This is a genomic window from Streptomyces sp. CA2R106 (assembly GCF_037034245.1).
Lineage (GTDB): Bacteria > Actinomycetota > Actinomycetes > Streptomycetales > Streptomycetaceae > Actinacidiphila.
The window spans coordinates 23,693-38,812 of sequence record NZ_JBAGKC010000005.1; the positions used below are offsets into that span (position 1 = coordinate 23,693).

Annotated in this window: 9 protein-coding genes; 2 read left to right on the forward strand and 7 right to left on the reverse strand. The window is 73.2% G+C overall.

The features are described from left to right. Positions 1 to 287: 287 nt before the first annotated feature. The 5 genes from ilvC to WA788_RS09570 form a co-directional block, all read right to left on the reverse strand. Positions 288 to 1,286, reverse strand: a complete 999-nt coding sequence (gene ilvC / locus WA788_RS09550) for a ketol-acid reductoisomerase (RefSeq protein WP_335974227.1) — start codon at positions 1,284 to 1,286, stop codon at positions 288 to 290. Positions 1,287 to 1,410: 124 nt separating this feature from the next. Further along, a complete protein-coding gene (gene ilvN, locus WA788_RS09555; protein ID WP_335974241.1) occupies positions 1,411 to 1,938 on the reverse strand; it encodes an acetolactate synthase small subunit in 528 nt (175 codons plus the stop codon). 32 nt (positions 1,939 to 1,970) lie between these two features. Next, positions 1,971 to 3,839: an acetolactate synthase large subunit gene (locus WA788_RS09560; RefSeq protein ID WP_335974245.1), complete on the reverse strand. Its 1,869-nt coding sequence runs from the start codon at positions 3,837 to 3,839 to the stop codon at positions 1,971 to 1,973. A gap of 239 nt (positions 3,840 to 4,078) precedes the next feature. Beyond that, positions 4,079 to 7,153 carry a putative bifunctional diguanylate cyclase/phosphodiesterase gene (locus tag WA788_RS09565; RefSeq protein WP_335974250.1) on the reverse strand — a complete coding sequence of 1,025 codons (3,075 nt, stop codon included), beginning with the start codon at positions 7,151 to 7,153 and terminating at the stop codon, positions 4,079 to 4,081. Positions 7,154 to 7,400: 247 nt separating this feature from the next. Further along, positions 7,401 to 8,321, reverse strand: coding sequence for a 2-hydroxyacid dehydrogenase (locus WA788_RS09570; RefSeq protein WP_335975208.1), 921 nt, complete (start codon positions 8,319 to 8,321; stop codon positions 7,401 to 7,403). Between the two features lie 111 nt (positions 8,322 to 8,432). Here WA788_RS09570 and WA788_RS09575 point away from each other — a divergent pair, with 111 nt between their 5' ends. Both WA788_RS09575 and WA788_RS09580 read left to right on the forward strand, forming a co-directional pair. Next, complete coding sequence (locus tag WA788_RS09575; protein WP_335974253.1) at positions 8,433 to 9,470, forward strand: aldo/keto reductase; 1,038 nt, start codon at positions 8,433 to 8,435, stop codon at positions 9,468 to 9,470. A gap of 303 nt (positions 9,471 to 9,773) precedes the next feature. After that, positions 9,774 to 10,955, forward strand: a complete 1,182-nt coding sequence (locus tag WA788_RS09580; RefSeq protein ID WP_335974256.1) for a PQQ-dependent sugar dehydrogenase — start codon at positions 9,774 to 9,776, stop codon at positions 10,953 to 10,955. Positions 10,956 to 10,994: 39 nt separating this feature from the next. On the opposite strand, the gene WA788_RS09585 is transcribed toward WA788_RS09580, so the two are convergent. Both WA788_RS09585 and gatB read right to left on the reverse strand, forming a co-directional pair. After that, complete coding sequence (locus WA788_RS09585) at positions 10,995 to 13,337, reverse strand: MMPL family transporter (protein ID WP_335974258.1); 2,343 nt, start codon at positions 13,335 to 13,337, stop codon at positions 10,995 to 10,997. 257 nt (positions 13,338 to 13,594) lie between these two features. After that, positions 13,595 to 15,097: an Asp-tRNA(Asn)/Glu-tRNA(Gln) amidotransferase subunit GatB gene (gene gatB / locus WA788_RS09590; RefSeq protein WP_335974261.1), complete on the reverse strand. Its 1,503-nt coding sequence runs from the start codon at positions 15,095 to 15,097 to the stop codon at positions 13,595 to 13,597. Positions 15,098 to 15,120: the final 23 nt, after the last annotated feature.

A 15,120-nucleotide genomic window follows, 5' to 3' on the forward strand; every position in this document is an offset into this window, starting at 1 on the left:
CCGCTCCTGGGAGGGCGGGGTAGTGGGCGAAGAAGAAGCCCACCCATCCGGGGGATGGCATGCCGCGTGGAAGACGCACGACGCTGTGAGCCTGACGCGCTTGTTAAGGGAGTGTATCGGCGGGGTGGATCAGCGCCATCGCCGAAATGGAAGGATCACCCTCAAGGGTTGCGTCGCTTCGTACAAACCCCGCCCCGAATCCCCCGTTCAGGGGCACTGCCGGGGGCGGGGTCGTGTACGAAACGAGGCGCGCGGGGGCCGGTCCGGGACGGCCCGGACCGCGGGGCTTACGCCTCCTCGTCCACCCAGCTCATCAGCTTGCGCAGCTTCTTGCCGGTGGTCTCCAGCAGGTGGTTCTCGTCGGCCTTCTTGTACTCGTTGTACTTCGGCAGGCCGGCGTTGTACTCGGCGATCCAGTTGTTGGCGAAGGTGCCGTCCTGGATCTCGCCGAGGATCTTCTTCATCTCGGCCTTGGTGTTCTCGTTGATGATCCGCGGGCCGGTGACGTAGTCGCCCCACTCGGCGGTCTCGGAGACCGACCAGCGCATCTTCTCCAGGCCGCCTTCGTACATCAGGTCCACGATGAGCTTCAGCTCGTGCAGGCACTCGAAGTAGGCGATCTCCGGCTGGTAGCCGGCCTCGACCAGGGTCTCGAAGCCCGCCTTGACCAGCGCGGAGGTGCCGCCGCACAGCACCGCCTGCTCGCCGAAGAGGTCGGTCTCGGTCTCCTCGGTGAAGGTGGTCTTGATGACGCCGGCGCGGGTGCCGCCGATGCCCTTGGCGTAGGAGAGCGCCAGCGCGAAGCCGTTGCCGCTCGCGTCCTGCTCGACGGCCACGATGCACGGCACGCCGCGGCCTTCCTCGTACTGGCGGCGGACCAGGTGGCCCGGGCCCTTCGGGGCGACCATGCAGACGTCGACGCCGGCCGGCGGCTTGATGAAGCCGTAGCGGATGTTCAGGCCGTGCCCGAAGAAGAGGGCGTCGCCGTCCTTGAGGTTGTCCTTGATGGACTCCTCGTAGACGCGCGCCTGGATCGGGTCCGGCACCAGGACCATGATGACGTCGGCCTCGGCCGCGGCCTCGGCGACCGTCACCACGCGCAGGCCCTGCTCCTCGGCCTGCGCCTTGGACTTGGAGCCCTCGTGCAGGCCGATGCGCACATCGACGCCGGAGTCGCGCAGCGACAGCGCGTGGGCGTGGCCCTGGCTGCCGTAGCCGATGACCGCGACCTTGCGGCCCTGGATGATGGACAGGTCGGCGTCGTCGTCGTAGAACAGCTCGGCCACTTCGGGTATCTCCTTGGTTCGGTTGGTACGGCCCACCGTACGCCGGTGGGCGGGAAGGGGTTTCGGGGTCTCGCCATGCGGATCGGCCCGCGCGCGGGTCGCGCGCGCCGGGCCGTCCGCCGCGTCACGCGGAGCGGTCGAGCGCGCGCAGGCTCCGGTCGGTGATGGAGCGGGCGCCGCGGCCGATGGCGATGGTGCCGGACTGGACCAGCTCCTTGATGCCGAACGGCTCCAGCATCTTGAGCATGGCCTCCAACTTGTCGGCGCCGCCGGTGGCTTCGATGGTGACGGCCTCCGGCGAGACGTCGACGGTCTTGGCGCGGAAGAGCTGCACGATCTCCACGACCTGCGAGCGGGTGTCGTTGTCGGCCCGCACCTTCACCAGGACGAGTTCGCGGGCGACCGCGGCCGTCGGGTCGAGTTCGACGATCTTCAGCACGTTGACCAGCTTGTTGAGCTGCTTGGTGACCTGTTCGAGGGGCAGTTGGTCCACCACGTTGACCACGATGGTGATCCGGGAGATCTCGGGGTGCTCGGTGGTGCCGACCGCGAGGGAGTCGATGTTGAAGCCGCGGCGGGAGAACAGCGCGGTGATCCGGGCCAGGACGCCGGGCTTGTTCTCCACCAGGACGGAGAGGGTGTGCTTGGACATGTCAGTGGTTTCCTTCGCTCGTCCCGGCTCGCTCAGTCGTTTTCGCTGTCGCCGAAGTCAGGGCGGACGTCGCGCGCGGCCATGATCTCGTCGTTGGAGGTGCCGGCGGCGACCATCGGCCAGACCATGGCGTCCTCGTTCACGATGAAGTCCACCACCACCGGGCGGTCGTTGATCTCGTTCGCCTTGGCGATGACCGCGTCCAGCTCGTCGGGCGACTCGCAGCGCAGCCCGACGCAGCCCATCGCCTCGGAGAGCTTCACGAAGTCCGGCACCCGGGTGCCGTGGTTGCGGATGGAGCCGACGCCCTGGGTGGAGCCGGGCACGTGCTCGGCGCCGTCGTGCAGCACCGTGTTGGAGAACCGCTCGCCGTAGAAGAGGTTCTGCCACTGGCGGACCATGCCCAGGGCGCCGTTGTTGATGACGGCGACCTTGATCGGGATGTTGTTCAGCGCGCAGGTGACCAGTTCCTGGTTGGTCATCTGGAAGCAGCCGTCGCCGTCGATCGCCCACACGGTCTGCTCCGGGCGGCCGGCCTTGGCGCCCATCGCGGCGGGCACCGCGTAGCCCATGGTCCCGGCGCCGCCGGAGTTGAACCAGGTGCCGGGCTGCTCGTACTTGATGAACTGCGCGGCCCACATCTGGTGCTGGCCGACGCCGGCGGCGAACAGGGTGCCCTCGGGGGCGAGTTGCCCGATCCGCTCGATGACCTGCTGCGGGGCGAGGCTGCCGTCGCCGGGCGTCTCGTAGCCGAGCGGGTAGGTGTTGCGCCAGAAGGACAGCTGCCGCCACCAGTCGGTGTAGTCGCCGCGGTGGCCGGCCTCGTGGTCGGACTGGACGGCGACGATCAGGTCCGCGAGCACCTCGCGGGCGTCGCCGACGATCGGCACGTCGGCGATCCGGTTCTTGGAGATCTCGGCCGGGTCGATGTCGGCGTGCACGACCTTCGCGTTCGGCGCGAAGGTGTCCAGCCGGCCGGTGACGCGGTCGTCGAAGCGGGCGCCGAGCGCGACGATCAGGTCCGACTTCTGGAGCGCGGTGACCGCGGAGACGTCGCCGTGCATGCCGGGCATGCCGACGTGCTGGGGGTGGCTGTCGGGGAACGCGCCGAGCGCCATCAAGGTGGTGGTCACCGGGGCGCCGGTCAGCTCGGCGAGGATGCGCAGCTCCGCGGTGGCGCGGGCCTTGAGCACGCCGCCGCCGACGTAGAACACCGGGCGGCGGGCCTCGTTGATCAGCCGGGCGGCCTCGCGGATCTGCTTGGCGTGCGGCTTGGTCACCGGGCGGTAGCCGGGCAGGTCCTGCTGCGGCGGCCAGCTGAAGGTGGTCTCGTTCTGCAGCGCGTCCTTGGCGATGTCGACCAGGACCGGGCCGGGGCGGCCGGTGCCGGCGATGTGGAACGCCTCGGCGATGGTGCGCGGGATCTCGGCCGGGTCGGTGACCAGGAAGTTGTGCTTGGTGATCGGCAGGGTGATGCCGCAGATGTCGGCTTCCTGGAAGGCGTCGGTGCCGATGGACTTCGAGGCGACCTGGCCGGTGATGGCCACGATCGGCACGGAGTCCATGTGCGCGTCGGCGATCGGGGTGACCAGGTTGGTGGCGCCCGGGCCCGAGGTGGCCATGCACACGCCGACCTTGCCGGTGGCCTGGGCGTAGCCGGTGGCGGCGTGGCCGGCGCCCTGCTCGTGGCGGACCAGCACGTGGCGGACCTTCACGGAGTCCATCAGCGGGTCGTACGCCGGCAGGATCGCGCCGCCCGGGATGCCGAACACGGTGTCGGCGCCTACGGCCTCAAGGGAGCGGATGAGGGCCTGTGCACCAGTCATGCGCTCCGCGGGGGCGGCGGGCGCCGCGCTGCGGCTCCGCTGCGGGTGGTGGGACCCGGTGGCCTGCTCGGTCATCTGCGTTCTCTTCTCTCGAAGATGAGGGTTTGCGGTGGTGCGTCGCTGCTCTGGTACTGCGGTGGCCGGCGGCGACGGGCTGCCGCCGGGCAACAAAAAACCCCCCGTGCCGTGAGGCAAGCGAGGGGAGCGCGCCGGTGCGGTGCGAGGCGTAGGGGCCTCGGTCAGCCGACGCGCTTTCCAAGTACGAGAATTCGGGTGCGCATGGCTCCGACCCTCCTCCCGCCCCCGCTTTGGTGTCAAGCCGGTGGGACGGGCGTCTCATTATTCGAGCATACCGGGTAGCCGCCGCGGGCCAGCGAGCCGCGCAGGTGGTGCTCGTCGAGCGGGCCGGAGAAGGCCATGCCCAGGCCCTGGGCGCAGCCCATCTCGTGCATCGCCTGGAGCTGCTCGGGGCGGTCGATGCCGTCGGCGACGGCGCGGATGCCGAGGTCGGCGGCGATGTCCAGCAGGCCGCCGGTGATCTTGCGCAGCCGGCCGGACTCGACCACGCCGTCGGTGAAGGCGCGGTCGAGCTTGATCATGTCCACCGGGAGGGTGCGCAGGGCGCCGAGCGCGCCGTATCCGGCGGCGAAGCCGCCGAGCGCGATGCGCACGCCGAGCCGGCGCAGGCCGGTCAGCCGGCGCTCCAGCTCCTCGGGGGCGATCCGGGGGTCGCCTCCGGTCACCTCGACGACCAGGCCGCTGGGCGGCAGCTCGTGGCGGGCGAGCAGCCGCTCGATGCCGGTGGCCGACTGGTCGCGGTGGAGCAGGCGGCCGGCGGACAGCCGTACGGTGACCGGGACGCGGTGGCCGGCGCCGTAGCGCAGCGCGGCCTGTTCGACCGCCTGGTCGAGCAGGCGGTCCAGCAGGCGCCCGGTCCCTAACGCGCGCTCGCCGCCGTCACCGGAGTACAGGAACTCGGCGGGCGTGGAGAGTATGCCCTGCGGGGTGCGCCAGCGGGGGCGGGCCTCGACGCCGGTGATCCGGCCGCCGACCAGTTCCACGACGGGCTGGTGCAGCAGGGTGAACTCGCCGTCGTCGAGGGCTTTGCGCACCCGCCCGGCCAGTTCGTTGCGCCGCACGGCGTCGGATTGCAGCCGCGGGGCGTACAGCTCCACGCGGCCCTTGCCGGCCTGTTTTGCCCGGTACATCGCGAGGTCGGCGTGGCGCATCACGTCGCCGGGGGCGGCGCCGGGCTCGGCGAAGGCGATACCGACGCTGGCGCCGACCCGGACCTCGATGCCGTCCACCCGGTAGGGCTCGGAGAGGACGGCGCGCAGCCGGTCGGCGATGTCGCGGACGCGGTCCTCGACGGTGGCGGCGGGCCGGCCGGGGGCAGCGGCGCCGGGAGCCGGCCCGGTGCTTGCGCCGGTGCCAGGGCCGGTACCGGGGCCCGCGGCCGGGTCGGGGGCGGGCAGTGGCTCGGCGGGGGCCGCGCGGGGCCCGGGGATCGAACCGTGCCCGAGGTACGCGCAGTGGCCCGGGTGCCCGCCGGGGTGGGCGGGACAGGGCAGGTGGCCGGGGGCGGCCCCGGCGTGGTCGGCGCTCCCCTCGGGGTGCGCCGGGTGCGCCGGGTGCGTGGGGTGCCCTGGAGACCCGGGCGCCTGCGCGGCGGCGGGGGCCGCCTCCGGGCCCGAGATGAGCGCGGCGAACTCGTCGCCGCCGAGGCGGGCCGCCACGTCGCCGGAGCGCAGGGTGTCCCGCAGCCGGCGGGCGGCCTGGATCAGCAGGTCGTCGCCCGCCTGGTGGCCGACCGTGTCGTTGACCGCCTTGAAGCCGTCGAGGTCCACATAGAGCACGGCGGCCCTGGCGTCCCCGGCCCGCCGGCCGCCGACCGCGCGGCCGAGCCGTTCCAGGAACAGGGCGCGGTTGGGCAGGTCGGTGAGCGGGTCATGGGACGCGTTGTGCTGCAACTGGGCCTGGAGCCGCACGCGTTCGGTGATGTCGCGGCTGTTGAAGATCAGGCCGCCCTGGTAGCGGGTGACGCTGGACTCGATGTCGAGCCAGCCGTGGCGGTCGGCGCGGATGCGGCACTCGATGCGGGTGGCCGGCTCCTCGCCGGGCGGGGCGGCCAGGAAGCGGCGCACCTCGTGCAGGACGCGGCCCAGGTCCTCGGGGTGGATGTGGGCGGCCAGCTCGGTGCCGACCATCTCCTCCGGGTCCCGGCCGTAGACGCCCTGGGCGGCGGGGCTGACGTAGCGCAGCACGCCGGTGGGCGCGGCGATCATGATGACGTCGCTGGAGCCCTGCACCAGGGAGCGGAAGTGGTTCTCCTTGTGGGCCAGTTCCTGGGTGAGGGCGATGTTGTCGAGGAGCATGATGCCCTGGCGGACCACGAGCGCCAGCACCACGGTGCAGCCGGTGAGCAGCACGACGCGGTCGCACGTCTGGCCGGTGATCACGTTGTACAGGATGCCGAGGGTGCAGACGGCTGCCGCCAGGTAGGGCGTGAGGGCGGTCAGCGAGGTGGCGACCTTGCGGGTGGTGGCGCCGGCCCGGCGGGCGGGGTGCGGGTGGGCGTACAACCGCGCGCCGACCCAGGGCGCGTACGCCAGCAGCAGGCTGCCGGCGAACCAGCCGGCGTCGAGCACCTGGCCGGAGCGGTAGTGCGCGCGCAGCAGCGGCGAGGTGAACAGCGCGTCGCACAGCACGGTGAGCGCCAGGGCGGCGATCGCGGTGTTGACGGCGGCGCGGTTGACCCCGGCGCGCCGGAAGTGCAGCGCGAGCACCATGCTGACCAGCACGATGTCCAGCAGCGGGTAGGCCAGCGACAGGGCCGTCCGGGCGGTGCTGGGAGCGTCGATCGCGGCGGTGCGGGCCAGCGCCAGGCTCCAGGACAAGGTGAGCAGCGAGCCGCCGATCAGCCAGGTGTCCAGCGCCAAGCAGACCCAACCCGCCCTGGTCACCGGGCGTTTGGCGAGCACCAGCAGCCCGATGATCGCGGGCGGGGCGAACATCAGGAAGCAGAAGTCGGCGGCGGAGGTCTGCGGCACGGGACGGCGCAGCACCACTTCGTACCATCCCCAGATGCCGTTGCCCAGGGCCGTCATCGCGGAGGAGCAGGCGAACAGCAGCCAGGCCGGGCGGTGCGGCCCGGCCTGGCGCCGGGCGTACAGCAGGGCGGAGACCGAGGCGGCGGACGCGGCCGCGGCGAGCCCGAAGTCGCCCATGACCAGGGCCATTTCGTGGCTTCCCCAGCCGAGTGCGGCGCCGGTGGTGTAGCCGCCGCAGACCAGGGCCAGCAGGAGTTGGGGCAGCAGGCCGACGGCGGCGTGGCCCTCGGCCTCGGCGGTGGTCTGCGGCGCCGCGAGCACGGCTCCCCCGGTGCTCATGCCGCGCTCCGCTGTGCCGCGGTACGCCGGTGCCGCGTGATCGGTCCGCACGGTCGGTCCTGCATCACCCGCCCCCTCACTTCGTCGTCGTTCACAGCGCCGTGCCCGTGGTCGTTCGGTCACAACGTGCCCCCGAATGCCGACGATACACCAGATTCGTCACTCTGGGATAGGTCTTTCCTACTGTGTGTAACCATCAGGGGGTTGCCGGCATTCCCGGACCAGGTGGCGCCGCCCGGCGGGCCGTTCAGTTCCCGGCGACCACGTTCTCCAGCGGCAGGCCGGCCGCGAACCGCTCCAGCTGCGCGCGCACCAGGCGCTTGGCGCGCGGCAGGAAGGCGGAGGTGCTGCCGCCGACGTGCGGGCTGACCAGCACCCCCGGCGCGTGCCACAGCGGGTGCCCGGCCGGCAGCGGCTCGGGGTCGGTGACGTCGAGCGCCGCCGTGAGCCGCCCCGACTCGGTCTCGGCGAGCAGCGCCTTGGTGTCCACCACCGGTCCGCGCGCGACGTTGACCAGCAGCGCGTTGTCCTTCATCGCCGCCAGGAACGGGGCGTTGACCAGTCCCCGGGTCTGCTCGGTGAGCGGGGTGGTGAGCACCACGACGTCGGCGGACGGCAGCAGCGCGGGCAGCTCGGCCATGGCGTGGACCGGCCCGCGCGGCGCGTCCCGCCGGGTGCGGGCGACCCGGTCGACGGTGCACTCGAAGGGCGTCAGCCGGTCCTCGACGGCCGAGCCGATCGAGCCGTAACCGACGATCAGCACCCGGCGGTCGGCGAGCGCGGGGTAGAAACCGGCGTACCACTTCTCGTTGTCCTGGCCGCGGACGAAGCGCGGGATGCCGCGCAGCGAGGCCAGGATGAGCGCGAGGGTCAGCTCCGCGGTGCTGGCCTCGTGCACGCCGCGGGCGTTGCACAGCCGGACGCCGGCCGGCAACTGCCCGAGGTGGGGTGCGATGTGGTCGACGCCCGCGCTGAGCGTCTGCACCACCTGGACCCGGCTCATCCGCGGCAGCGGGCGCGCGCCGAGCACGGGCCCTCTCATGTACGGCACGACGTAGAAGGCGGCCTCGGCGGGGTCGGCGGGGTACTCGTCGGCGCCGTCCCAGAAGACGTAGTCGAAGGCGTCGGGCAGGTCGTCGAAGTCCGCGGGCGGCAGCGAGAGCCACACGGTGGGGCGCTCTCCGGAGGTGCCGCGGGCCGCGGTCCGGTCGCTTCGGGTGGTGTCGGTCATGGTCAGGAGGCTATGACACAGTGGGGCGGCGCAAGGAGGTTGTGACGGGTGGAGCGCAGAAGGGTCGGGGCCACGGCGCTCGACGTGGGCGCGGTCGGCCTCGGCTGCATGCCGATGAGTTGGGGCTACGGCCCCCCGCGGCACCGCGGCGTGTCAGCCCCCGCCGGGCGCGGCAGCGGCATCGAGCAGTCGCTGCGGGTGGTGCACGCCGCACTCGACGCGGGCGCCACCTTGCTGGACACCGCCGACATGTACGGCCCGTTCACCAACGAACTGCTGCTGGGGCGGGTGCTGGCGAAGCGCCGGGCGGACGCGTTCGTCGCCACCAAGTGCGGGCTGCTCGTCGGCGAGCAGCACCTCGTGGCCAACGGCCGCCCCTCCTACGTGCGCAGGGCGTGCGACGCGTCGCTGCGGCGGCTGCGGACCGACACGATCGACCTCTACCAGCTGCACCGGGTCGACCCGGAGGTGCCGGTCGAGGAGACGTGGGGGGCGATGGCGGAGCTGGTCGCGGCCGGCAAGGTGCGCGCGCTGGGCCTGAGCGCGGTGGGCGCGCGCGGCCGCCGCACCCGGGGCGGCCGCGCGGGCGGCGGCCGGTACGACGAGACGATCCGTCATCTCGCCCGCGTGCAGCAGGTCTTCCCGGTCGGCTGCGTGCAGGCGGAGCTGTCGGTGTGGGCGCCGGAGGCACTGGCGGAGCTGCTGCCGTGGTGCGCGGCGCGCGGCATCGGCTTCCTGGCCGCGATGCCGCTCGGCAACGGCTTCCTCACCGGCACCCTCACCCCCGGCGAGGGCTTCGCGCCGGAGGACCTGCGGGCCCGGCACCCGCGGTTCACCGCCGAGATGATGGCCGCCAACCAGCCGATCGTGGCCGGGCTGCGCCGGGTCGGCGCGCGGCACCGGGCGAGCGCGGCGCAGGTCGCGCTCGCCTGGGTGCTCGCGCAGGGCCCGTCGGTGGTCCCGCTGCCCGGCACCCGCTCCGCCGAGCGGGCGGCACAGAACGCGGCGGCCGCCGACCTCGCGCTGACCGCCGCGGACCTCGAGGAGATCGCCGCGCTGCCGCCCGCGCAGGGCTCCTGGGACTGACCGCCCGGCCCGCGTCCGCGCCCGGCCGGGCGGTGTGACGCCGACCGCGTCGGGCCCGAACTGCCCCTGGGCAGCGGCGGGATGTGGTGTGCTTGGCTGCTGGAGCGGCCCGGCGGTGCGGGCCCGGCGGAACTGGTGGAGCGCGTGGATCGACGGTTGCGGGAGCTGACGGTGGCGGACGGCGGATCGGCGCGCGGGCCCGTACGAGGGCTCCTGGCCCGGCCCTTCAACAGGCCCGGCAGGCCCGGCGGGCCCGCTCGCGGAACCGCTCGCAGGCTCGTACGCGGGCCGGTACGCGCGCCGGTGCGGCGCGCCGCGTGGCTCGCGCCGGCGCTCGCCGCAGTGCTGGTCGGCGGCTGCTCCTCGGCCGCGTCCCCGAACCTGGCGCACCCGGTGTCCCCCACCGCGTCCGGCACCGCGCGCTCCGGCGGCGGCGCGCCCTCCGGGTCCGCCGCCCCCTCCGCCCCGGTGTCCACCCCGCCCGCCAAGGGAAGTGCGAAGGTCACCGCCACCATGGCGACCGGGCTGAGCGCGCCGTGGGGGCTGGCCCGGCTCCCCGACGGCAGCCTGCTGGTGGGCGCGCGCGACACCGGCCGGATCTCCCGGGTCGACCACGCGACGCACGCGGTGAGCGAGGTCGGCCTCGTGCCGGGGGTCGCCCACACCAAGGGCGGCGAGAACGGCCTGCTGGGCCTGGCGGTCTCCCCGGACTACGGCTCCGACCACCTCGTCTACGCCTACTTCTCCACCGAGTCCGACAACCGGGTCGCGAGCTTCCTGTACGACCCGTCGCGGCCCAAGGGCGAGCAGCTGGGCGCGCCCGACACGCTGCTGCGGGGCATCCCGACCGGCACCCAGGACGACGGCGGCCGGATCGCGTTCGGCCCCGACGGCGACCTCTACGCGGGCACCGGCGACGCCGGCCGGCGCGCGCTCGCCCAGGACGCCTCCTCGCTCGGCGGCAAGATCCTGCGGATGGCGCCCGACGGCGCCGCCCCCGCCGACAACCCGACGTCCGGCTCGCTGGTCTACGCGACCGGCTTCCGCAACGTCCAGGGCCTGGACTGGGACGGCCAGGGGCGGCTGTGGGCCTCGGAGTTCGGGCAGGACACCTGGGACGAGCTGGACCTGGTCAAGCCCGGCGGCAACTACGGCTGGCCCACGGTCGAGGGCACCGCCCACCGGGCCGGGCTGGTGGACCCCGTCGAGCAGTGGCACCCCGCTGACGCCTCCCCCAGCGGCGTCGCCTACGCGGCCGGCTGCGTCTGGACGGCCTCCCTCAAGGGCGGCCGGCTGTGGCGGGTCCCGCTGGCCGGCGCCAAGCCGTCCGCCGCCCCGCAGGCGTTCCTCACCGGCACCTACGGCCGCCTGCGGACCGTCGTCGCCCTCGACGACCACACGCTGCTGCTCACCACGAGCAACACCGACGACCGCGGCACCGCCCGCTCCGGCGACGACCGGGTGCTCGAACTCACCGTCTCCTGACCGCGATCGGGCCCGTCGCGGCGGGCCCGATCGCGGCGGCTACACGGTGACGCGCGGCGGCGCGGGCAGCGCGGGCGGCGGGACAGGTGACGGGACAGGCGGCGGGACGACGGACACCGCGACGGGCGCCGCGGGTGCCGGCACCGCGACCGGGACGGGCACCTTCGCGTCCGGGCCGCCCGGCACCACTTCGATGTCCAGTCGCGGCAGCCTCCGGTCCAGCCAGCCCGGCAGCCACCAGTTGGCCGGGCCGAGCAGGTGCATCAGCGCCGGGACCAGCAGTGTGCGCAGTACGAACGCGTCGAGGGCGACGGCCGACGCCAGCCCGATGCCGAACATCGCGATCACCCGGTCCCCGCTGAGCACGAACGCCAGGAAGACCGCGACCATGATGACCGCCGCCGAGCTGATCACGCGGCTGGTCTCGGCGAGTCCGACCCGTACCGCCCGGCCGTTGTCGCCCGTCTCCCGCCACTCCTCGTACATCCGGCTGACCAGGAAGACCTGGTAGTCCATGGACAGCCCGAACAGCACGGGGACGAGGATCACCGGCAGGAAGGGCTCGATCGGCCCGGCCCGGCCCAGGCCCAGCCACTCGCTGCCCCAGCCCCACTGGAAGACCGCGGTGACCACTCCGAAGGACGAGGCGACCGCGGCCACGTTCATCAGCGCCGCCTTGACCGGGACACCCACCGAGCGGAAGGCGACCAGCAGCAGGAGGCAGCCGAGCCCCACCACGCAGCCGACGAACAGCGGCAGCTTCCCGACCACCACGGCGGCGAAGTCGTCGTAACTGGCCGTGGAGCCGCCGACGTCGACCTCCAGGTCGGTGCCCCGCTCCGCCGCCGGCAGGACCTGGTGGCGCAGTTCGCCGACGAGGCGGGAGGTGGCGGTGGACTGCGGGGAGGTGGTGGGCACCACCGTGATGACGCCGGTGCTGCCGGCGTCATCGAGGTCGGGGCCGGAGACCGACGCGACGCCCGGGGTGTGGCGCAGGGTGTCCGGCAGGTGTTCCAGGGCGACCAGCCCGCCCGCGCTGCCGGTGGTGGCCACCAGCGTCAGCGGGCCGTTGCTGCCGGGTCCGAAGCCCTCGGCGAGCAGGTCGTACGCCTTGCGGGTGGTCGAGGTCGAGGGGTCGTTGCCCTGGTCGGAGGTGCCCAGGTGCAGCGAGAACGCGGGCAGGGCGAGCACCACCATGACGGCGGCGGCGAACCCGCCGAGCAGCCGGGGGTGGCGGGAGACGAAGCCGGACCAGCGGGCGGCGGCGCCGGTGGGCGGGGCCGCCGGGCTGTCGGCGCCGCGGCAGCCCGGATGGCGTTCGGCCCGGCGGTGCTGCGCCGCCGGGCAGCCGCTACCGTGTGCCAGCACCCGCCGCTCCCGCCGGCTGAGCGCGCGGTGCCCTATGACGCCGAGCAGCGCCGGCAGCAGCGTCACCGACGCGGCCACCGTGAGCAGCACCGTCAGCGAGGCTGCGACGGCGACGCCGTCCAGGAAGTCCAGCCGCAGCAGCAGCATCCCGAGCACCGCAACGCACACGGTGCCGCCGGCGAAGACCACCGCCTTGCCGGTGGTGGCCACCGCCTCCTCGGCGGCACGGGCCACCGGCAGACCGCGTTTGAGGCCCTTGCGGTGCCGGGTGACGATGAACAGCGCGTAGTCGATGCCGACGCCGAGCCCGATCAGCATGCCGAGCATGGGGGCGAAGTCGGCGACGGTCATGGCGTGGCCGAGCAGGACCGTGGCCATGTAGGCGGTGCCGCAGCCGATCAGCGCGGTGGCGATCGGCAGCAGCATCGCGGCGAACGACCCGAAGGCGACCAGCAGCACCACCGCGGCCACCGCCACCCCGACCGCCTCGCTGAGGTGGGCGCTGGCCGCCTCGGTGGTGCCGACCGCCTCGCCGCCGAGCTCGACCTCCAGGCCGGCCCGCTGTCCGGACTTGGCGGTGTCGACCAGGGCCTGGGCCTGGGCGCGGCTGACCCCGTCGGCGTCCTTGCCGTAGCCCACGGCGGCGTAGGCGGTGTGCCCGTCGGCGCTGATCTGGGTGCCGCCCGCGGCGCTGTAGGGGCTGGTCACGGAGGTGACGCCGGGCAGGGTGCGGGCCTGGTCGAGCACCTTGGTCATGGTCTGCTCGACGGCGGCGGCGCGGACGGTGCCGTGCCCGGTGTGCCACACGATCGTGTCGGAGTCGCCGGCCTGCGCGGGGAAGGCGGTGCGCAGCAGTTGCGCGGCCCGGCCGGACTCGGTGTTCGGCGCTTCGTACTTCTGGGAGTACGTGGAGCCGGCGACGGCGGCGGCCGCGGTGAGCCCGAGCAGCGCGGTCAGCCACAGCAGCACCACGAGGAGGCGGCGGCGGAAACACCACCGAGCGAGTACGGCCATGGGCTGCTGTCCCCTTGCGGGTGCGGTTGGTCGGTACGCCGGGTGGGTTCCGTGGCGACACGTTCCGCCTACTCTGCCAGCAGATAACGGTTTTTTGCGTCTTTCGTGCTTCTCCTCACAAGTGTCCGAAAGGGATAAAGAGTTCCGGTGGCAGGCGAAGGCGGCCGCACCCCGTTGGCAGCACGAAGGAGGCGGCCCCCCGGCCGGGGTGCCGCCTCCTTCAGGTGCGTGCCCGATGTGCGCACGCGGACCGCGGGTCAGCCCTGGAGCTTCTCCAGCACCAGTTCGCGCACCCGCTTGGCGTCCGCCTGGCCGCGGGTCAGCTTCATGACCGCGCCGATCAGCGCGCCGGCCGCCGCCAGGTTGCCGCCGCGGATCTTCTCGGCGACCGCCGCGTTGTCCGCGATGGCCTGGTCCACGGCCGCGCCGAGCGCGCCGTCGTCCGAGACGACCTTCAGCCCGCGCTTGTCGACCACCTGGTCCGGGTCGCCCTCGCCGGCGAGCACGCCCTCGATGACCTGGCGGGCCAACTTGTCGTTGAGGTCGCCGGCCGCCACCAGCGCGGCGACCCGGGCCACCTGCGCGGGGGTGATGGCCAGCCCGGCCAGCTCCGCACCGGTCTCGTTGGCGTGCCGGGCCAGCTCGCCCATCCACCACTTGCGGGCGGCGGCCGCGTCCGCGCCCTCGTCGATGGTGGCCGTGATCAGGTCGATCGCGCCGGCGTTGAGCGCGGACTGCATCTCGAAGTCGGAGATGCCCCACTCCTGCTTGAGCCGCTTGCGGCGGGCCAGCGGCAGTTCGGGCAGTTGGGCCCGCAGCTCCTCGACCCACTCCCGGGCCGGGGCGACCGGCACCAGGTCGGGCTCGGGGAAGTAGCGGTAGTCTTCCGCCTCCTCCTTGATCCGGCCGGAGGTGGTGGAGCCGTCCTCCTCGTGGAAGTGCCGGGTCTCCTGCACGATGGTGCCGCCCGCGGAGAGCACCGCGGCGTGCCGCTGGATCTCGAAGCGGGCCGCCCGCTCCACGCTGCGCAGCGAGTTGACGTTCTTCGTCTCGCTGCGGGTGCCGAACTTCTCCCGGCCGTGCGGGCGCAGGCTCAGGTTGACGTCGCAGCGCATCTGGCCCATTTCCATCCGGGCCTCGGACACGCCCAGCGCCTTGATCAGCTCGCGCAGCTCGGCGACGTAGGCGCGGGCCACCTCGGGCGCGCGGGCCCCGGCGCCCTCGATCGGCTTGGTGACGATCTCGATCAGCGGGATGCCGGCCCGGTTGTAGTCCAGCAGCGAGTGCGAGGCGCCGTGGATACGGCCGGTCGCGCCGCCGATGTGGGTGGACTTGCCGGTGTCCTCCTCCATGTGGGCGCGCTCGATGAGCACCCGGAAGACCTCGCCGTCCTCCAGCTGGACGTCCAGGTAGCCGTTGAAGGCGATCGGCTCGTCGTACTGCGAGGTCTGGAAGTTCTTCGGCATGTCCGGGTAGAAGTAGTTCTTCCGGGCGAACCGGCACCACTCGGCGATCTCGCAGTTGAGCGCCAGGCCGATCTTGACGGCCGACTCGACGCCGATCTCGTTGACCACCGGCAGCGCGCCGGGCAGGCCCAGACAGGTCGGGCAGACCTGCGAGTTGGGCTCGGCGCCCAGTTCGGTGGAGCAGCCGCAGAACATCTTCGTCCGCGTACCCAGCTCGACGTGGACCTCCAGGCCCATCACCGGGTCGTACGACGCGAGCGCGTCCTCGTAGGACAGCAGGTCCGTGACGGTCACTGTTCCTGTACCTCTTCTTCCGT